The organism is Tomitella cavernea, from assembly GCF_016599145.1.
Taxonomy (GTDB): Bacteria; Actinomycetota; Actinomycetes; order Mycobacteriales; family Mycobacteriaceae; genus Tomitella; species Tomitella cavernae.
In genome coordinates this window covers 33,771-51,703 of sequence record NZ_JAENKO010000020.1, presented here as the reverse complement: position 1 = coordinate 51,703, position 17,933 = coordinate 33,771, and the positions used below count along the sequence as shown (strand labels likewise).

17 protein-coding genes and 1 pseudogene are annotated in these 17,933 nt (G+C 67.2%); 4 read left to right on the top strand and 14 right to left on the bottom strand.

The features are described from left to right. Nucleotides 1-52 precede the first annotated feature (52 nt). Nucleotides 53-631, top strand: coding sequence for an LLM class flavin-dependent oxidoreductase (locus JJ683_RS19035; protein WP_242474539.1), 579 nt, complete (start codon nucleotides 53-55; stop codon nucleotides 629-631). A gap of 395 nt (nucleotides 632-1,026) precedes the next feature. Here JJ683_RS19035 and JJ683_RS08845 read toward each other — a convergent pair whose 3' ends face one another. The 5 genes from JJ683_RS08845 to JJ683_RS08825 all read right to left on the bottom strand — a co-directional run bounded on the left by JJ683_RS08845 (nucleotide 1,027) and on the right by JJ683_RS08825 (nucleotide 4,894). Then, nucleotides 1,027-1,302, bottom strand: a complete 276-nt coding sequence (locus tag JJ683_RS08845) for a hypothetical protein (RefSeq protein WP_200173268.1) — start codon at nucleotides 1,300-1,302, stop codon at nucleotides 1,027-1,029. 223 nt (nucleotides 1,303-1,525) lie between these two features. Further along, nucleotides 1,526-1,981 carry a nuclear transport factor 2 family protein gene (locus JJ683_RS08840; protein WP_200173236.1) on the bottom strand — a complete coding sequence of 152 codons (456 nt, stop codon included), beginning with the start codon at nucleotides 1,979-1,981 and terminating at the stop codon, nucleotides 1,526-1,528. A gap of 43 nt (nucleotides 1,982-2,024) precedes the next feature. Next, entirely contained in the window at nucleotides 2,025-3,623 is a 1,599-nt protein-coding gene (locus JJ683_RS08835; RefSeq protein WP_207280089.1) for an ABC transporter substrate-binding protein, read from the bottom strand. An 88-nt stretch (nucleotides 3,624-3,711) separates the two neighbouring features. Continuing rightward, nucleotides 3,712-4,392, bottom strand: coding sequence for a TetR/AcrR family transcriptional regulator (locus JJ683_RS08830; protein ID WP_200173233.1), 681 nt, complete (start codon nucleotides 4,390-4,392; stop codon nucleotides 3,712-3,714). A 142-nt stretch (nucleotides 4,393-4,534) separates the two neighbouring features. Beyond that, complete coding sequence (locus JJ683_RS08825) at nucleotides 4,535-4,894, bottom strand: IS66 family transposase (protein WP_372435275.1); 360 nt, start codon at nucleotides 4,892-4,894, stop codon at nucleotides 4,535-4,537. A gap of 61 nt (nucleotides 4,895-4,955) precedes the next feature. On the opposite strand from JJ683_RS08825, the pseudogene JJ683_RS08820 reads away from it, so the two are divergent. After that, a pseudogene (locus JJ683_RS08820) lies at nucleotides 4,956-5,417 on the top strand (IS1634 family transposase); the annotation flags it as partial. A gap of 234 nt (nucleotides 5,418-5,651) precedes the next feature. On the opposite strand, the gene JJ683_RS08815 reads toward JJ683_RS08820, so the two are convergent. The 7 genes from JJ683_RS08815 to JJ683_RS08785 all read right to left on the bottom strand — a co-directional run bounded on the left by JJ683_RS08815 (nucleotide 5,652) and on the right by JJ683_RS08785 (nucleotide 13,782). Then, nucleotides 5,652-6,407, bottom strand: a complete 756-nt coding sequence (locus JJ683_RS08815) for an SDR family NAD(P)-dependent oxidoreductase (protein WP_200173228.1) — start codon at nucleotides 6,405-6,407, stop codon at nucleotides 5,652-5,654. After that, entirely contained in the window at nucleotides 6,400-7,167 is a 768-nt protein-coding gene (locus tag JJ683_RS08810; protein ID WP_200173226.1) for an ABC transporter ATP-binding protein, read from the bottom strand. Before JJ683_RS08810 ends, JJ683_RS08815 begins: the two co-directional genes overlap by 8 nt. Nucleotides 7,168-7,199: 32 nt before the next feature. Further along, nucleotides 7,200-9,080 (bottom strand): branched-chain amino acid ABC transporter ATP-binding protein/permease, encoded by a 1,881-nt coding sequence (locus JJ683_RS08805; RefSeq protein WP_200173224.1) that lies wholly within the window; start codon nucleotides 9,078-9,080, stop codon nucleotides 7,200-7,202. 1 nt (nucleotide 9,081) lies between these two features. Further along, on the bottom strand, nucleotides 9,082-9,939 hold the full coding sequence (locus tag JJ683_RS08800; protein WP_200173222.1) for a branched-chain amino acid ABC transporter permease: 858 nt from the start codon (nucleotides 9,937-9,939) through the stop codon (nucleotides 9,082-9,084). A 75-nt stretch (nucleotides 9,940-10,014) separates the two neighbouring features. After that, nucleotides 10,015-11,208 (bottom strand): ABC transporter substrate-binding protein, encoded by a 1,194-nt coding sequence (locus JJ683_RS08795; RefSeq protein WP_200173220.1) that lies wholly within the window; start codon nucleotides 11,206-11,208, stop codon nucleotides 10,015-10,017. A 106-nt stretch (nucleotides 11,209-11,314) separates the two neighbouring features. Then, the gene (locus JJ683_RS08790; protein WP_200173217.1) at nucleotides 11,315-12,088 is read right to left on the bottom strand and encodes an N-acyl homoserine lactonase family protein; all 774 of its coding nucleotides are present in this window, start codon (nucleotides 12,086-12,088) and stop codon (nucleotides 11,315-11,317) included. Beyond that, nucleotides 12,085-13,782 carry an AMP-binding protein gene (locus tag JJ683_RS08785; protein WP_200173215.1) on the bottom strand — a complete coding sequence of 566 codons (1,698 nt, stop codon included), beginning with the start codon at nucleotides 13,780-13,782 and terminating at the stop codon, nucleotides 12,085-12,087. Before JJ683_RS08785 ends, JJ683_RS08790 begins: the two co-directional genes overlap by 4 nt. 212 nt (nucleotides 13,783-13,994) lie before the next feature. Here JJ683_RS08785 and JJ683_RS08780 point away from each other — a divergent pair, with 212 nt between their 5' ends. Both JJ683_RS08780 and JJ683_RS08775 read left to right on the top strand, forming a co-directional pair. Further along, on the top strand, nucleotides 13,995-14,948 hold the full coding sequence (locus JJ683_RS08780; RefSeq protein ID WP_200173213.1) for a phosphotriesterase family protein: 954 nt from the start codon (nucleotides 13,995-13,997) through the stop codon (nucleotides 14,946-14,948). Beyond that, complete coding sequence (locus JJ683_RS08775; RefSeq protein ID WP_200173211.1) at nucleotides 14,945-15,871, top strand: SDR family NAD(P)-dependent oxidoreductase; 927 nt, start codon at nucleotides 14,945-14,947, stop codon at nucleotides 15,869-15,871. Before JJ683_RS08780 ends, JJ683_RS08775 begins: the two co-directional genes overlap by 4 nt. A gap of 55 nt (nucleotides 15,872-15,926) precedes the next feature. Here the strand turns inward: JJ683_RS08775 and JJ683_RS08770 are convergent, their stop codons facing one another. Together JJ683_RS08770 and JJ683_RS08765 are read right to left on the bottom strand one after the other, a co-directional pair. Further along, nucleotides 15,927-16,667, bottom strand: a complete 741-nt coding sequence (locus JJ683_RS08770) for an SDR family NAD(P)-dependent oxidoreductase (RefSeq protein WP_200173209.1) — start codon at nucleotides 16,665-16,667, stop codon at nucleotides 15,927-15,929. Between the two features lie 108 nt (nucleotides 16,668-16,775). Beyond that, the gene (locus tag JJ683_RS08765) at nucleotides 16,776-17,684 is read right to left on the bottom strand and encodes an SDR family NAD(P)-dependent oxidoreductase (RefSeq protein ID WP_200173207.1); all 909 of its coding nucleotides are present in this window, start codon (nucleotides 17,682-17,684) and stop codon (nucleotides 16,776-16,778) included. Nucleotides 17,685-17,933: the final 249 nt, after the last annotated feature.

Genomic DNA, 17,933 nt, shown 5'->3' with positions numbered 1-17,933 from the left:
GGGGGTATTTCGTGGTTGTGTCGCGCGGACAAGTGCCGGATAAGAAGGACCGATGAAGGTCTACACAGGACTGGACGTGGCGATCGGCCGGGTCGACGTCGCCGAAGCGGCTCGCCGGGCCGAGGCTGCGGGGTACGACGGGCTGCATGTGTCCGAAACGGTCCGTGATCCGTTCCTTCTTGCGCTTGTTGCGCTGCAGGCCACTGAGCGGATCGTCGTGCGGACGTCCGTGGCGCTGGCCTTCGTGCGGAGTCCCTTGCTGACCGCATACACGGCGTGGGACCTGTCGAAGCTCTCCGGCGGGAGGTTTCACCTGGGGCTGGGAAGCCAGATCCGGCAGAATATCGAGCAACGCTACGGAATGCCGTGGTCGGCTCCGGCGGATCGTATGCGCGAGTACGTCGGTGTAGTGCGGGCGGCTTTCGAGACCTTCCGCACCGGTGCGCTTGTTCCATATGAAGGGCAGCGGTACCGGTTCACCCGCATGCAGCCATACTTCAATCCCGGTCCGGACCAGGAGACCATCGACCCCCCGGTGTATCTCGGCGGGGTGGGTCGGCGCATGTGCAACGTCGCCGGCGCGGTCGCGGACGGGCTGGTCACACACCCGACCAACTCCGATCCGCGCTAACTGGCCGACGAGTGTCTGCCGGCGCTGACCGAAGCGGCATCCGCAGCCGGCGGCTCGCTGAACCGGTTCGAGCTGGTCGCCGGATTGCAGGTGATCACCGGGGCGAGCGACGTGGAATTAGCCGCTGAGAGTGAACGGCAGCGCCGATTGTTCGCATTCTTGTACTCGACGCCCGCATACCGCGGCGCGCTGGAACCTTACAGCCTATCGCATCTGCAGGAGCAACTGGCGGACATGGTGCGCCGCGATGATTGGGGCCGTCTACGCTTGCTTGTCACTGATGACGTGCTCGACATGCTCGTGCCGACGGCGCGGTACGACTCCCTCGCGGAGGTGGTGGCACGCCGAGTCGCCCCGGTGGCAGCGGCGGGCGCGCCCCCGGAGTCACGTTGGCGTTACCGGAGAACCCCGAACACGACCATCACATGGCGCAGGTCGTAGCGCAGCTGCAAGCAACTGTGAATTCCGGGTGATCCTTGCTCGCAGGCAAGGTGGATCTTCGTGGAGAAGCTGCAGCGGCGCTGGCCGGGCACGTGATCGGCCGGTTCGTCGTCGACGCGCTCTGCGGCGTCGGTGCGTGCGTCGGCGGCGTGCGGTGACGTGCCCTGTCGATCAGTCGACGCAGCGGCCAGACGCGAGGCCGGCAGGATGGTGTACGACGCCGCACGCATCGAGAACGCTCGGTGTGCCGGATCGTACTGCTCGAGCGGATCTGCGCCTCCTACCTACGCATGCTGGGTGGAGGCCGGCCATGCCGACGGCGAAAACCGGGTGCTGGCCGGTGTGGAATCGGAGTTCGGCATCGGCGAGTGGCACGCGGGGGGCGGGGGCAGGCAGGGGGCACGCTCCCCACCCCCGCGCCCGCATACCGCGCGGCTAAGCCGTCGGCCGCCGCTACTGCGCGTTCGCGGCCTTCCACTCCGCCGGCGGGCCCATCGGCGCGTCCGGCAGCGGCTCGCGCCGAGTAATGGCCCGCAGGGTGAGATTGCGGATCCGCCACCCCTCAGTGGTCCGGACGCAATCGACGAAGTAGCGGCCGAGGACCGTCAGGTGCCGGTTGTGCATGTAGTAGCGTCCTCGCGCCGTATCACCGTCGAACTCCACGACGCCGTTGCTGAAGAAGTGCCACGGGACCGCATCGTCACGCCAGCCGAGACTAGCCTCGAGGAAGCCCGTGGCGGCCTCGAGCCCCTCGTACAAGGCGGATTCGCCAGCCAGATCGCGGTAGTCGAGGGTGGCCTGCGGGACGAACAATGCGGGCAGGTCGTCCCACTCTTTCGAGTCGATCGCCCAGGTGTAGCGGGCGAGCAGTTCGTCGACCGCGATGCGGTCGGCAGTGGTGTCGGTCATGGAATCCTCTTTCCGGTCGTTTGTGGTGTCGGGACGGTCGGGGCTACTGCCTGTTCCAGGCGTTGCCGAGCAGAAGAATCCCGTCGAGGGTGGGCACGATGCCGTGCACGGAGTCGACCCAGGGTACGTAGTTCGCGCGCGCCCCCCACACCAGCATGGGCATCTGTTCGTTGAACAGCGTCTGGATGTCGGCGAGTCTGTCTCGCTTGTCGTCCTTCGTGCGTGCGGACATCGCCGCCTGCAGCGCAGCATCCATCTCCGGGCTCGCGAATCCGGAGGCGTTGTTGGACGAGTCGCTGTGCAGGCCGGCGTACAGCCGCAGCACCGGGGCGGGATCGAGTAGGCCGTTCCCTGCGCGCGCGAGATCGTAATCGTGGTCGACGTACAGCTTGCGCACCATGTCGGTGGTGCTGTTGACCAGGTCGACCGTCACGTTGAAGCCGACGGATTCGAGCATCGCCTCCACGGCGAGCGCCGTCTGCTGCGCCTGCGGGCTCTGCACGCCGACATAATGGACGGTGCCGTCGTAGCCGTCCTGCTTCGCCTCGCCGAGCAGGCGCCTGGCCGCGTCAGCGTCGGGCGCGACCGCATCGGTGTCGCTGTGCCAGGTGGACCAGTCCTGGAAGATCTCCGAGCCAGGCAGTCCCTCGCCGGACTGGGCGCGCTTGTCGATTACCGCGGGATCGATCGCGTAGGCCATGGCCTTGCGCACTCGCACATCGGCGCCGGGCCGGCCCTCCCGGCTGTTGATCTGGCCGATCACGCCGAGGCTGATGTTCTCCGCGTACCCGGGGAACTGCTTCTTGGCGTCGGCGACCACGGCAGGATCGGTGAGGTAGGCGCCGTCGACGCCGCCCGTCCGGAGCGTGTCGAGCTTGGCCTGCTGGCCGCTGATGCCGACGAACCGGAGGTGGTCGAGGTGTGGCCGTCCGTCCCAGTAATCGCCCCTCGGCGCCAGCTCCAGCACTTCAGGCGGCGCGAATCTGCCGACCGTGAACGGACCCGCGCCCACCGCTTTGAACGTGTCGCCCGCGTCCGACGCGCGACCGACGATCATGCCGTGGCCGAGCGAGAGCATGGCGGGGAACTCCGAGTAGGGCACCGATAGGGTGAACTGCACCGTCAGCGGATCCACGGCCTTCGCGGCGTCGACCGTGGCGGCCCAGATCTCGCTGTTCGCACCGCCGTTCTTGTTGTAGCGGTCGATGCTCCACAGCACCGCATCCGCATCGAACGGGGAACCGTCGCTGAAGGTGACGCCGTCACGCAGGCGGAGCGTCCAGACGGTGTCGTCGTCGTTCGACCCGATCGATTCCGCCAGCTGTGGGCGATACTCTTGCGCCTCCGGGTCGTAACGCACGAGTACGTCGTAGATGGCGGCGAGTTCGGTCCCGCCGGTGGATCCGGTGACCTGTGTGCGGGCCGGGTCGAGGCTGTTCACCGGCGCCAGCGAGGCGAACCGGAACGTGCCGCCATCGACCGGCGTCCCTGCATCCTGCGACACGCCCTGGATCCCCGTCGCGGAGGCCGATGCCGTGCCGTCGCCCGACCCGCCCCCGCTCGAGCAGGCGGAGAGCGCGATCAGGCCCGCCGCGGATATCGCCACCAACGCCGTTGCACGACGCGAAACTGTTGTGAGCAAGCGGAACTCCTTGATGAGAAGGCCGTGCGCACTGGAGGGCACGGCGGTGACGGCCGGCCGCGGTGCGGCAGGCCCGGTAGGCCGGCGCTCAGTCCCCGCGACCGACGGTGTGCGGTGCACCGAGCGCGGCGACGAGCATGTCGATCAGCGCGGCGACCGTGTCGTCGAGGGAATCGTCTGTGTCGGCGACTCCGCAGTCGCGGCGCTGCTCGTATGCCGCGAACACCGCGACCATCATTTGCATCATCAGGTCGATGCGGCGCGCCGCGAGCGCCGGCGGCAGATGCGTCAACCGTTCCCGGAGAAGCGTGATGAGATGGCCGTTGGCGGCGCCGATCGTGTCGAGATCATCGGTGCTGAAATCGATTGCGGGGGTCATCTGCGCGGCGAACCGCGCATAATCGGATCCCACCGATTCGCGGTGCACGTGTTCCGCCAGGGGAAGAACGGAAATCTTCACCAGATCCGCCAGATCCGTTTCCGAGGAATCGGCCGGCAATTGGGCCACCAACCGCGCACGCGCCTCATTCAACCGGGACATTCGCCGTCGGAACACCGCGTGCATCAGCCCGTTGCGATCACCGAAGTAGTACTTGATGGCGGACATATTGCGCTGGCCCGAGGCGGCGAGGATGTCGCGGATCGAGGTCGCGCCCGAACCGCGCTGCGAAAACAGCTGGTCTGCGGCGTCCTCGATGCAGTCCCGCACCGCCGAATCGCCGTCGCGCATCGTCGGATCGCCGCCCGGCGTCGCTGTGTCGTGGATCACGCATCAGACGTTAAGGCATCACCGCCGCTCTGTCAAGACGACGCATTAAATGAACGTATTAATCGTGAGCAGGCGGGCGGCGTGGGCGATGATGGCATGCGGATGTGACCTCGGGACTGGCTGGCTGGTGTCGCGTAACTGGTCAGGTGGTGGCGTGGAGCCAAGGGTCTCCGCTGGTCAAGCGGGTCAGCGCGTCGCGTCCGTCGATGCCGTGTTTGGCGGTGGTGGCCAGGTAGCTGCGGAGGGCGGCGAAGTGTTCAGCACCGATGAAGGTGCGCATCCCGCCGGAGACCTTCTGGCGCAGCTTGGCCATGCGGATCTCCCGCTCGGCAGGATTGTTGTCGAACGGTGTCTGCGGATCGACGGCGAACCGGAGATAGTCGTCGATCCGGCTGGTGATCCGCCGGGCCAACGCCCGATGCTTGGCCCCGACCGTGCCGGGCGGGGACTCGGTAGCCCCGATCCGGGCGGCATGGGTCATCAGCGTCCGGTGGTGAGCCAGCCGATCGGGGTCGATGGGTGCCTCGCCGGTATCGGCGAGTTTTTTGACCTGTGCAACTCAGGAGCAGGTGCGGTTCGTCAAGGCCAAGGGCAGCGCGAAGAGCCTGGATGCGGCGAGTCTGCAACGGGCCCGCGACCTGTCCGGCCTGAAGGGTTATGTGACCAATGTTCCTGTGGCCCTGATGGATCCGGGTGAGGTGATCGGCAAGTACCACGATCTGTGGCATGTGGAGCAGTCGTTCCACATGTCGAAGACCGACCTGCGGGCGCGGCCGGTCTTCCACCGCACCCGTGATGCGATCGAGGCGCACCTGACGATCGTATTCACCGCCTTGGCGGTCTCTCGCTACCTACAGGACCACGCCGGCGTGTCGATACGACAACTCGTGCACGTTTTGCGACCGCTGCAGGAGATCACCGTGGTCATCGCCGGCCACGAACACACCGCCGCCGATCCGATTGGCCCCGAGGCCGCCGAGATCCTGCACAAACTCCAGATCCCCACCGGCTCGCCAGGGCACTAAACCTGTGCAACTCAGGTCAGGAATCGGAGCTATTGTCAAATTCTTTGGATGGTGGTGTGTCAGTAGGCTGCAAGGCGGGTCATGTGATACTTGGAGAAGACGTTGGGCACCTTCATCCTCACACCGCAGGACCCGCCTACATGTTGTGGTCTCCTCACCCCACCTTCACGACGTCATCGGTCGGCTACGCACTCTCATTTCGGGAGAGCCCCGTATCCATCGATGGTCGGCTTCCTACTGGTGGATGGTCCAACCGCCGTCGACCGGGATGAATGCGCCGTTGACGTACCCCGCGAGCGGGGAAAGCAGGAACAACGCCACGTTGGCTATGTCCTCTGGCCGCCCCATGCGTCCCGCAGGGATCCGGCTGAGCACCTGCGCTCCCAATTCCGTCGCGGCGAATCCCGCGACGCGCGGGGTGTCGACCATTCCCGGGCCGACAGCGTTCGCGCGTACGCGATCGGACCGGTACGCCGCCAGGTGACGGGTGTATCCGACGATCCCCGCCTTAGCCGCCGAGTACCAGTCCGGATCCGTACCGACGATATTACCGGCGACCGAGGCCACGCTGACCAGCGTGGCGTCGGCGGCCGCCCACGAGTCGAGCCACGTGTGCGCCACCGAACGCATGCTGCCCAGGCTTGCGGCGACGCCCTCGTCGAATCCCAGCTCGCTGGAGGACGCCGGCCCGGCGTTGTTGACGAGATGCCGCATCGGCCCCAGTCGCGCAGACTCGTCGAGCGCCTCCGCGACCTGCGCCCGCGACGTCACATCGACGCTGCAGGCGACCGCGATGCCGCCGGCGGCCTCGATGTCATCAGCCGTCCGTACCGCGCCTGCCGCATCGATATCCCACACCGCGACCCGCAGTGCGAGTCGGGAGGCCATCAGTGCGATCGCGCGGCCGATGCCGCTCGCCGCCCCGGTGACGACCACGACGTCCCCCGGCGTGAACCCGAACGTGACCGCCGCCGCCCGATTCTCAGGCATGTTCGCTGCTTCCGAAATACGCGTCCTGCAGGACCGAGACGTCCGACACCGCGGATGCCGGGCTGGACAGCACGTCCCTGCCCATATCGAGGACGGTGACCCAATCGGCGATCGCGAAGGATGCTTCCACCGCCTGCTCCACGAGCAGGACGCCGATGCCGGTCTCCTTCAGCTCCTGCACCTTCGCCATCACCTCCTGCACGATCACCGGCGCGAGCCCGCCCGACGGTTCATCGAGAATCAGCAGGGACGGGTGCGCCATGAGTGCCTGCCCAATGGCCAGCATCTGCTGTTGGCCGCCAGACATGCTCCCGGCGAGCAACCGGCGTTTTTCGCCAAGTATCGGAAACAGGGAGTAGATCCGGTCGAGCTCGCCGCGCAATTCGCGACGACGCAGCTTGCGCGTATACCCGCCCAGCAGGAGGTTCTGTTCGATCGTCTGGCCGTGGAACACTCGTTTGCCCTCCTGGACGTAGGACATGCCCCTGCGCACGCGAAGATGCGGCTTGACCGTCGTCATGTCCTTCCCCTGGAAGCGCACCGCACCCGTGAACACCTTGTTCAAGCCGGTGATCGCCCGGAGGGTCGTGGTCTTGCCTGCGCCGTTGCGCCCGAGGATGACCGTGATTTCACCGCGCCGGACCGTCAGGGACACGTCCCATACGACCCGCAGATCCCCGTATCCGGTTCCCAGGCCGTCCACCTCGAGCAGAGCGGATTCTCCCGACGCTGATGGCATATCTTCCCCATCCTTGCTCATCGGACGCTCCTCACGGGTCCGCTCGCCTGCACTCACTGGCCTTCCCGCCCTTCCACAGCCGTCGGCGCTCCGCCTTCCGGAGCTTCGTCGAAGGCCCGCTCCAACAGTGCGACCCCGCCCGACTCCGCACCGTCATCCACCTCGACACCGAGATACTCGCTCAGCACACGCGTGTCCGTCTTGATTTCCTCCGGAGTGCCATCCGCCATCACCTGGCCCTGCGCAAGGGCCACGATCCCGTCCGCCAACGAGAGCACCAGATCGAAATTGTGCTCCACGAGCACCACGGTTCCGCCGGCCTTCCGGACCATCCGGATCAGCTCGGCGAGACGCTCCACCTCGTCCTCGTCGAGCCCAGACGCGACCTCATCGAGAAGGAGCACGCCGGGGTTGTCGATCACGCAGCGCGCAACCTCCAGCAGCCGCCTCTGACCCAGCGGCAGCGCGGTGGCCTCCGCATCCTCCAGATAACGCAGCCCGACCATGTCCAGCACGCGAAGCGCCTCCGTGATGTCCGCCCGTCGCACGCGGTTGTATCGCGGCAGTCGGAGGATCGTTTCCGCAACGGTGGCTCTGTGCCCCGCGTAACGACCCGCTATCACGGTCTCGAGAACGGTGGTGTCGGCGGGGATGTTCGGCGTCTGGAACGTCCGCGCCACGCCGGCGCGCGCAACATTGTGGGGGCTGAGTCCGTCGAGCCGGCTGGATCCCAGGGTGATCCGGCCGGCGTCGGCACGATAGAACCCGCAGATCATGTTCAGCAGGGTCGTCTTGCCCGAGCCGTTGGGCCCGATCAGCGCGGTGACCCTGCCCGGGGCGGCGGTGAACGTCACGCCGTCGAGTGCGCGGTTCCCGCCGAAAGCCTTCGAGATCCCTTCGACGCTCAGCAACTGTCCGTCCACCGAAGGCACGTCGTCGTATATCGGGCCCGTCGGCACTGGTTCCGCCGAGCGCCGTGCCGCGAACCTCCTCCACAACGTCCGCGCCAACCCTGTCAGGCCACCAGTCAGAAACACTCCGCCCAGGATGAGGAACGCGCCCGTGATCAGTAGAGAATACGACTGATGCCCCGACGACGCGTTCGTGACGTATTGCATGAGAAACGCGCCGATGACGGCGCCGTACACGCTGGCGGACCCGCCAATGACGGACGCCGCAAGGATCGTCGTGGCCAATGCGAAGCTGAACGTCTCCGGCGAAACATACAGATCCATCCCCGCGAACATCGCACCCGCCAAACCGGCGGGGATCGCCCCCAACGAGTACGCGAGCAACTTCATGCGGAACACCGAGATGCCCAGTGATGACGACAGGACAGGGCTCTGCTTCAACACCCGGAGCGCGTTGGCGTGCCGGGACACGACGATGTTCCGCATGACGACGAACCACACAATCGTCACCACGGTCATGACGACATAGAAGTTCTCCTGCGAGAGCGGTTGGCCGAAGAGCGTCGCCGGTTGGATCCCGCGCAACCCGCTGCGGCCACCGGTTTCGTCGCTAAATATCGCCAATATGTCCGGTACCAGGAGCACCAGGAAGAACGACGTCATCGCCAAAGACCACCGGCCCAACCGCAGCCCTGGAATGCCTGTGATCACGCCGATGAGCAAGGCCACCGAGCCGCCGGCGAGTATCTGCAGAACGATATCCGTGCACCCCGCCCGCGAGAGCAGCCCGGCCGTGTAGGCACCGCCCGCATACATCGCCGCCTGACCGAGCGCCAGCTCCCCGGCGAACCCCAAGCTCAGGTTCAGGCCGCTCACAAGCAGCGACAGCAGAAGGGCCAACTGCACCTGCCGCACCGTCGAGTAACCGACCCCCAGCCACGGCAGAAACATCACGATGATGCCGAGCGCGAGCGGGAGAACCCACAGCGGAATCGGGCCGACGCGATTCGACTTGACGGTCATGTCACACCACCCTTTCCTTCGCGGGTGTGAACAGCCCTGCTGGACGCACCATGAGCACCACGATGAGAAGAACGAACACCGCGAGGCTCGCGTACGCACCGCCCAGATACCGGGCGGCGAGCGCTTCGGTAATCCCCACTAGCACCCCGCCGATCAGCGTGCCCGGCATCGATCCGAACCCGCCGATCGCAAGGACCACGAAGCCCTTGATCGCCAACGCGGATGCGAGCGTGGCCACCGCGAAGGTTTTCGACCCCACGAACAGGCCGACCACCCCGGCGAGCAGGCCCGCGGCGATGAAGGCGTAGAGAGCCATCCGCCGCACGTTGACTCCGCGCAGCTGGGCGGCCTCCCGGTCCTCGGACATCGCCAACAACGCTAGGCCGCTCATGGACCGCCTGCTGTACTGCTCGAAAAGGGCGACGATCAGCACCACGAGGATGACCAGAGCGATCTCGACCGGGTACACCCGCCCGCCGAGGAGCCCGACGGCCTCATCACCACCGAAAAACGGTACGGTCAGCGGTTGCTTACCCCACAGCAGCTGTGTCGCGCCGTCCAGGAAGATCGCGGCCCCCAGCGTGGTGACGAGCACGTTGTGCATGTCCGCGACGGGACGCACCGCTATTCGCTCCTCCACAGCTGCGACCACCGCCACCACGACACCCCCGATGAGGATGACCACCGGCCACGGGAGCTTCCACGTGACCAGTCCGGAGTACGCGACGAACGCACCGATCATCATGAGCTGCGCGTGCGCGAAATTGAACGTCCTGATGGACAGATAGACGAGGTTGTAGCCGATCGCGACCAAGGCGTACACGGCGCCGAGCGACAACCCGCCCCAGATGAGAGTCATTATAGAATCCCTACCGGTAGCCGACTGCTCGTCCCGGGCACGCCTGCTCGCAAGCCGCCCGGGATGAGCGCCGAATCAACGGAACTGACCGTCCTTCAATTCGGTCGGCTCAATGAACTGGAAGTCTTCCGGCCCGGTGTTCGCACTGTGATCCTCCGCGGTGAAATGGTAGCGCTTGAGGATCACGGTCTTGGCCGAATCCTGGACATCATCCGATACCAGCGCCTTCGCGATGGCCTTGGAATCCGTCGAATCCGCCTCGTCGGCAGCCGCAGCCACCAGCGGGAACACGTCGTAGTTGTAGGCGAGGATGAGCGTGGACTTGATATCGCCCTTGGCCTTCATCGCCGAAACCGCCTCGGACAGGGCCTTGTTGTCCGGGTCGTAGACGGTGCTGTTGAACACCTCCATCGTGAGGTTTTTCACAACGTCCGTACCAAGCACGCCAGAAGGAGGCGGGGTGGAGATCAGCCCGGTCGCGGACACGGAGAGGTTACCCATGATCGGCACGTCCCAGCCGAGCTTCTGGATGCCTTTGAGGATGTACCCCAACGGCGCGCCATACGCGTCGAGCACCAGAACATCCGGGTTCTTGGAACGTATCGCCTGCAACTGCGGCGTCATGTCCAGCGCCGAGGTGTCGTAGCCTTCATCGGCCACCACATCGAAATCCGCGGCGAACACATCCGCGGCCGCCTTGCCGAAATCGACTCCAGTGGGCGATGACCCGTGCAGGACTCCGATCGTCTTGTAGCCCTTCTCCTTCATCACCGGGATGTAGGCGTTGACCTGCGCCTTGGGCCCCGAAGCGAGATCGAAGTTCAGCGGGAACTTCGCGGCGTTCGCCGAATTCTCCGACGGCCCGATATTGAACGACAGGATGTCGTTCTGATTCAGGATCGGCAACGTGGCATCCGCAATCGTCGACGGCCCGGAGTTGAGGACCATGTCCGGCTTCGCCTTGTTGATCTGCTCACGGAGCTTGGTGATCGCGACAGTCGGATCACCCTCATCGTCGATCACCGTGAGATCGACGTCCTTGCCGTCGATACCCCCGTTGTTGTTCGCCCAATCGGCACCTGCCTTTGCGGCGAGAACCGAGGTGGACGCGTTGTCGGCGAGCACACCGTTCGCACTCAGGCCGCCGAGCACGACCACGTTATACGCATCTTCGTCCGCGCCTCCGTTCAGGGAGCTCGACCCGCAGCCCGCCAGAACGACTGCGCACGCAGATACGGCGACGGTTGCCGCGATCAATCCTTTTTTCATCGTCTTCCCTCGAGTCTCGTTCGAATATTCGCGTGACCATGAAGCTCCGTCATGAGCAATTTCGGCGTCCTCCGTCACGGAGCGCCGCAATCGATGCCGACGTCGTTCAGGTGATCTCGCCGGCACCGAACCGCGCCCAGTCGTCGGGGTCGTGGCAGACCCAGATGTCGGCGCCCGTATCGGCGGCGAGCTTCTTCATCCGCCGGATCGACCGGCGCGCGGTGAGAGTGTCCACGTCGCCCTGGTACGCAGTTTCGCTGTCGAGCGCCGCGCGGGCGTGCACGACGTCGGCACCAAGGATCAGCGTGCGGGCCGGCAGCCGGACCATCGTCGCCAGTGACCCCGGGGTGTGCCCCGGCAGGTACAGGGCCGTCACGGCCCCGTCGCCGAACACGTCGGTGTCGGCGTCGATGGTCTCCCACCGGATGCCGTGCGCGTCGTCGAAGTCCTCCGGCCGGAACCACCCGCGCGCGAACAGTTCCGGGTCGCGCGCGTACTTGATCTCGCCCCGCCCGATGAGGGTCCGCGCGTGCGGGAACTCCTTGAGCGCGCCGGCATGATCGAAGTGCAGGTGCGAGGCGATCACCGTCTTGATGTCGTCGACGGCGAAGCCCAGCCCCGCGAGCTGCCGGTCGAGGCGCTGCTCCGCAGTGAACCGGATGTCGATCCGCTCGGCCATCTCGCCGTACACCCCGACCGGATCCCCCGCCGCGGACGAGTCCAGGCCGCCGTCGAACAGCACCAACCCATCATCGTGCTCGATCAGATATATCGGGAACGGCAGGCGCGGTGCGGCGTCACCGAGCAGCTGCACCTGTTGCGGAGATCGGTACGTCGCCGGAGCGAGCCCATGCATGCGCACCGCCGTCGGCCCCGTCATTCCGCCGCCTCGGTCAGCAGCCTCCGGGAATCGGCAGGCATCACGTTCTCGCGCCCGCCTGCGACGAACTGGTCGCGCAGTGCGGCCCGGTCGGCCACGCTCATGAGTGTGTACCCGCTCGCGCGCGATGGCGCATACCAGACGTCGTCGGCTTCCCAGGCCGTCGCGCGCAGTGGTGCTTTGTTGATCTTCCCGCTGCCGGTCATCGGCACCTCGTCGACGACGCGCAGGAAGGCGGGACGCCACTTGGTGCCCATGTCTGGCTGCGCATCGACGAACGCCGCAAAGTCCTCAGGATCGAACCGTGCGTCCGGCGCCATCGTCACCACGCACATGACCTGGTCACCGGTTTTCGGATCCGGCACGGCCAAGATGTGGGCGCCGGCGAACGCCGGGTATCGCGAGAGGATCCGCTCGACCGGTGCGGCGCCGAAGTTCTCGCCGTCGACGCGCAGCCAGTCCGACCCGCGCCCCGCGAAGTAGAAGTACCCGTCCCCGTCCCGGTAGGCCAGGTCGCCGGTCCAGAAGTCCTCGCCGCCGAACTTGAGCCGATCAGCCATCGCCTCGGGGTTCTTGTAGTAGCCCTCGAACGTCGCCCCCCGGCCAAGGACGACGATCTCCCCCGTCGCCTCCTCCGCATTGAGCAGGACGCCCCGCGAATCGAATCGCGCGGGCGGGCATTCGACATTGTCGTCGTCGCGCACCTCGGCGCGCATCCCAGAAGCGGGCAGGCCCAGCGCGTTGCGCGGCGATCCCGGCACCGGGACGATCCGGATCGCGCCCTCGCTGGCCCCGTAGCCCTCGCGCACCTCGCAGCCGAACCGCTCCTTGAACTCGTCGACCTCCGCCGGAGAGGCCTCCGAGCCGAACGCCACCTCGAGCGAGTTGTCCGACTCGGCCGGATCGCGTGGCACGGCGAGGATGTAGCTGAGCGCACGGCCCACATAGTTGAAGAAGGTCACCTTATGGCGGCGGATATCCTCGACGAAGGCGCTGGCGGAGAACTTGCGCACCATCACGACCGTTGCGCCCTCCTTCGCGGCGGTGCACAGGTTCATCATGATCGCGTGCCCGTGGAACAGCGGCAACATCAGGTAGGTCACCGAATCGCGGTGCAGCGAGATTCGCTCGCCCATCTTCTCGGTGAGCCGGCCGAGCCGGCCGTTGGTGCAGATCACGGCCTTGGGCGCACCGGTGGACCCCGAGCTGAACAGCAGCAGGAAGATGTCGGACGGGTCGGGCAGCGTGTCCGGCACGGGCGCCCCGGCGTACTCGTCCAGGCGCGCCGCGTAGGCCTCGGATTCGACGTCGAGGATCCGCTCGGGCGCGACTCCCAGGTCTTCGACAGCCGTGCTCTCCAGAAAGAGCGGCTCGGTGATCACCATGTCGCAGTCGGCGTGCTCGATGTCGTGGCGCAGCCCCACGCCCTTGCGCGTGGAGTTGACGCCGACGATGACGTCGCCATTCAGGGCCGCACCGAGCAGCCAGAACACGTAGTCCGGCACGTTCTGCAGCAGGATCCCGACATGACGCTGGGCGCGCCCGGCACCCGGCTGCACGAAATCGCGGAGCAGCGCCGCGCGGGCGGCGGATTCGCGGACGACGGCGTCCCACGTCCACGAGCGGCCCTCGAACCGCAGCCCCTCCCGCGAATCACCGGACCTCGTCCGGACTACCTCGGCGAAAGTCTCCACGGTGGTGCCCTCCTCTCCCGGCCGTGCCTCGGCCTCGGCCCGTGACGCGTACAACAAACTTGAGCAAGCGCTTGGTACATTATCTGTGGCGTGGTTCACCGTCAAGCGGGTGCGTTCGAAAACGGGCGCGCCCGGGGCTACCCCACATATCGCCGTCCGGCTGGTCGCACCGGGGCCGGCCGGACCGTCCGCACGGCATAGGAGGCGCACACATGACCGTTCACGGAGTGCTGGGACCGATCGCACGGTCGGCTCTCGGGCAGACGCTGATCCACGAGCATGTCACCACCGCCGACTGGTCCATGCGCCAGGCATTCGGGACCCGTTTCTTCGATCCCGCCGTCATCGCCGACCGCGCCGTCGAACAGTTCTCGCGCGCCCGGGAGCGCGGCGTGCGCACCGTCGTCGACGGCACGCCGGTGAACATGGGCCGCGACATCGGCCTCCTGCGGACCATCGCCGAGCGCACGGGCGTGAACTTCGTCGCCTCCAGCGGCTTCTACTACCAGGACGAGGTGTACCTGACCTGGCGGAGCGTCGACGAGATCCGGGAGCTGCTGGCCGGCGAGTGCGCCGACGGCATCGGCGATACCGGGGTGCGCCCCGGCATCATGAAGGCGGCCTGCGCCGACGACGGCATCACCGACGTCCTCGGCAAGGTGTTCCAGGCAGTCGGTGCCGTGGCCGCCGAGCACGACCTGCCGGTGTTCTGCCATCACCACCCGTCCGTCGGCAACGGCGACGCCATAATGGACATCTTCGACGCCGCCGGCGTGCGTCCCGAGCGCGTCATCCTCGGCCACTCCGGCGACTCCGGCGACCTCGACTATCTCGAGCGGATGCTGGACCGCGGCTGCTACCTGGGCATGGACCGTTTCGGGCACTGTGCGGCCAGCCGCAGCCTGGAAGACAGGGTGGCCACCATCGCCGCACTGTGCGAACGCGGACACGCCGACAAGCTGCTGCTCTCACACGACCTCGCCGTCTACTTCGGCGTGTTCGGCGACTGGGAGGCGTTCCTGGCCCAGCCGTACCCGGAGGTCGACTTCACCTTCATCCACGACACCGTGGTGCCCGCGCTCGAGGGCGCCGGCCTGACCCCCGAGGCCGTCCGGTCGATGCTCGTCGACAACACCGCCACAGTGCTCACCGGGGAGCGAGCATGACCGGCGCACCCGGCACCGCCACACTGACCGACCTGCGCGGGCGCGTCGCCGTCGTCACCGGCGGCGCCAGCGGCATCGGCAGGGGGCTGTGCGAGGCGCTGCTGCACGAGGGCACGCGTGTGGTGATGGCCGACATCGAGCAGGTCGCGCTCGACCGCACGGTCGCCGAGCTCGAGCCGCTCGGCGACATCGTCGGGCGGGTCGCCGATGTGAGCGACTTCGCGTCGGTGACGTCCCTGGCCGACTTCGTCTTCGACACGTACGGCGCATGCCACCTGCTGTGCAACAATGCGGGAGTCTCCGCGGGGGTGGGCAGGATCTGGGAGCAGGAGCCCAACGACTGGTACTGGTGCTTCGGCGTCAACACCTTCGGCGTGACGCACGGGGTGCTCGCGTTCCTGCCGCGCATGCGGGAGTCGGGCGAGCCCGGCTGGATCGTCAACACCTCCTCGGCGGACGGCGGCCTGGCGCCGTCGCCCGGCACCACCGTGTACTCGGCGAGCAAGGCGGCGATGACATGCTTCACCGAGTCGCTCGCCGCGCAACTCGCCGCCGACGACGCGCCCATCGGCGCGTCCGTGTTCTACCCGTCGGGCGGGCTCACGCGCACCAACATGTGGACGTCGGAACGCAACCGCCCGGCGGCGCTGGCGCGGCGCACGCCCGCGCCGCCGGGCAAGTTCGCCACGTTCGACGAGTTCACCGACTGGCTCGGGTCGGGGGGCGACCCCGTCCGGTTGATGGACCCGGTGGAGCTGGGGCGGTTCGTGCTGCGGCAGGTCACCGAGGGGCGGTTCGTCATCGGGCACGAGACGGACGTCATGGCCGGCCTGCTACGCGACCGCGCCGCGGCGTTCGCGGCCGCCGAACTGCCGCCGAACAACGGGTTCGGGCTCAGCGCTCGCCGGCAGAGCAAGGGCTGACCGGACACGGCGACGGGGCCCGGCCTGCGCCAGGGCCCCGTCGGGCGTGATGCCGCTACGTCGCGATGATGCCGCCGTCCGAGACGAAGGCCCCGCCGGTGGAGTAGCTCGACATGTTCGAGGCGAGGAAGACGACCAGATCGGCGACCTCCTCGGGGTCGCCGATGCGCTTCATGGGAATCTTGTCGACGAAGGCGTCCACGACCTGCTTGATCTCGGGCGCCTCGATGCCCGGCGTCCAGATCGCGCCGGGGTGCACGGAGTTCACCCGGATGCCGTACTCGGCGTACTCCTGCGCCACGGCCTTGGTCAGCCCCGTCACCGCGAACTTCGAGGCCGAGTAGAGCGAGTTGAGCGCGGTCGGACGCAGCCCCTCCATCGAGGAGATGTTGACGATGGAGCCGCGGCCGGCGCGGCGCATCGACGGCAGGATCGCCTGCATGCCGTGGAAGTTGCCGAACAGGTTCACCCCCAGCAGCGTGTGGAACTCATCCTCGGTGAAGTCGATGAACGGCTTCATGACGTCGATGCCGGCATTGTTGACCAGCACGGTGACCGGGCCGAACTTCGCCTCGGTCTGCTCGATCACCGAATCCCACTGATCGCGCTTGGTGACGTCGTGGGCGAGGAAGATCGCATTCTCGCCCAGCTCGGCGGCCATCGCCTCGCCCTGCTCCATCCTGATGTCGGTGATGGCGACACGAGCGCCGTGCTCGAGGATTCTGCGCGCGTGGGCCGCGCCCATTCCCTGGGCGCCTCCGGTCACGATGGCGACATCGTTGTCAAGCAAACCCATCGTGTGCTCCTTCCGTTCGGATTCTCCGACTGCCCGCGGGCAGAGTCGTCTGCGATTCTGCCCGCCGCCGCGCCGGTGCACAGTGCAACGGCGACGTCGACGCGCGGATCATTCGGTGGCGCCGGTGGTGTCGAGCGCGGTGATGCTGGTGGCGGCGTAGCTTTGCCCGGCCGGCAGCCCGGCGACATGGGCGGGGATGAGACCGGCGAATTCGTCCACCGAGAACGTGCCGTCGGCGGCGATGAACTTGTGCTCCACCGTGGGCGGGGCCATGAGCGCGACCATGTCGCCGTAGACGATGAACACCTGGCCGCTGACGTTCTCGGCCGCCGGGGTGGCGAGGAATGCGGCCAACGTGGCGACGCGGTCGGGAGAGAGCAGGTCGGGGCCGTCGCCGGCGTCGGCGAACACGTCGGCCGTCATCTCGGTGCGGGCGCGGGGGCAGATGGCGTTGGCGGTGACGCCGTAGCGCGCCATCCCGCGCGCGGTGGACAGGGTCAGCGCCACGATGCCGGCCTTGGCCGAGGCGTAGTTGGCCTGCCCCGCGCCGCCGAGCAGGAACGCCTCGGACGCGGTGTTGACGATGCGGCCGAAGACCTTCTCGCCGCGCTCCTTCGACAGGGCGCGCCAGTGGATCGACGCCGCACGGGTCAGGCCCGCATGGCCCTTGAGGTGCACGGCGATGACGTCGTCCCACTGCTTTTCGGTCATGTTGAACAGCATCGCGTCGCGGGTGATGCCGGCGTTGTTGACCACCACGCCGAGGTCCCCGAACTCGGCGACGGCCGTCTGCACGAGACGGTCGGCCACGGCCCAATCGCTGATGTCGCCCGTCACGGCCACGGCCTGCCCGCCATCGGCCTGGATCTCGGCCGCCACCTCGGCGGCGCCCGGGCCGAGGTCGTTGACGACGACCGACGCGCCGCGTGCGGCGAGTGCGAGCGCCTCGGCCCGGCCCAGGCCGGCGCCCGCGCCGGTGACGATGGCGCCGTGCCCTGCAAGTTCGATATCCGGCATGTTTGCCTGCCCCTCATCGCTGTGTTGATGGTTGCGCGTCGCACGGCGATGCCGCGCCGTCGTCCGCGGCACGGCCGACGGCGCGCAGCGGAAGGTGTGTGCGGGGCCGCGCGGCCCCGCCGGCGATCGCCGTCCGATGCGGGTGGTTCCCGATGGACACTAGCGTCTCGTCCGCCGGGGGAGGGTGGGCCTCGTCCGTCCACCGGCATGCGCGCGCCCGCGTGACAGTGTTGATTCATGTCACAACAT

Bases quoted from the DNA above. Each gene is read 5' to 3' on its own strand.
- JJ683_RS19035 (WP_242474539.1), top strand. From the start codon at position 53: ATGAAGGTCTACACAGGACTGGACGTGGCGATCGGCCGGGTCGACGTC.
- JJ683_RS08845 (WP_200173268.1), bottom strand. From the start codon at position 1,302: ATGCGTGCGGCGTCGTACACCATCCTGCCGGCCTCGCGTCTGGCCGCT.
- JJ683_RS08840 (WP_200173236.1), bottom strand. From the start codon at position 1,981: ATGACCGACACCACTGCCGACCGCATCGCGGTCGACGAACTGCTCGCC.
- JJ683_RS08815 (WP_200173228.1), bottom strand. From the start codon at position 6,407: ATGCCTGAGAATCGGGCGGCGGCGGTCACGTTCGGGTTCACGCCGGGG.
- JJ683_RS08810 (WP_200173226.1), bottom strand. From the start codon at position 7,167: ATGAGCAAGGATGGGGAAGATATGCCATCAGCGTCGGGAGAATCCGCT.
- JJ683_RS08805 (WP_200173224.1), bottom strand. From the start codon at position 9,080: ATGACCGTCAAGTCGAATCGCGTCGGCCCGATTCCGCTGTGGGTTCTC.
- JJ683_RS08800 (WP_200173222.1), bottom strand. From the start codon at position 9,939: ATGACTCTCATCTGGGGCGGGTTGTCGCTCGGCGCCGTGTACGCCTTG.
- JJ683_RS08795 (WP_200173220.1), bottom strand. From the start codon at position 11,208: ATGAAAAAAGGATTGATCGCGGCAACCGTCGCCGTATCTGCGTGCGCA.
- JJ683_RS08790 (WP_200173217.1), bottom strand. From the start codon at position 12,088: ATGACGGGGCCGACGGCGGTGCGCATGCATGGGCTCGCTCCGGCGACG.
- JJ683_RS08780 (WP_200173213.1), top strand. From the start codon at position 13,995: ATGACCGTTCACGGAGTGCTGGGACCGATCGCACGGTCGGCTCTCGGG.
- JJ683_RS08775 (WP_200173211.1), top strand. From the start codon at position 14,945: ATGACCGGCGCACCCGGCACCGCCACACTGACCGACCTGCGCGGGCGC.
- JJ683_RS08770 (WP_200173209.1), bottom strand. From the start codon at position 16,667: ATGGGTTTGCTTGACAACGATGTCGCCATCGTGACCGGAGGCGCCCAG.
- JJ683_RS08765 (WP_200173207.1), bottom strand. From the start codon at position 17,684: ATGCCGGATATCGAACTTGCAGGGCACGGCGCCATCGTCACCGGCGCG.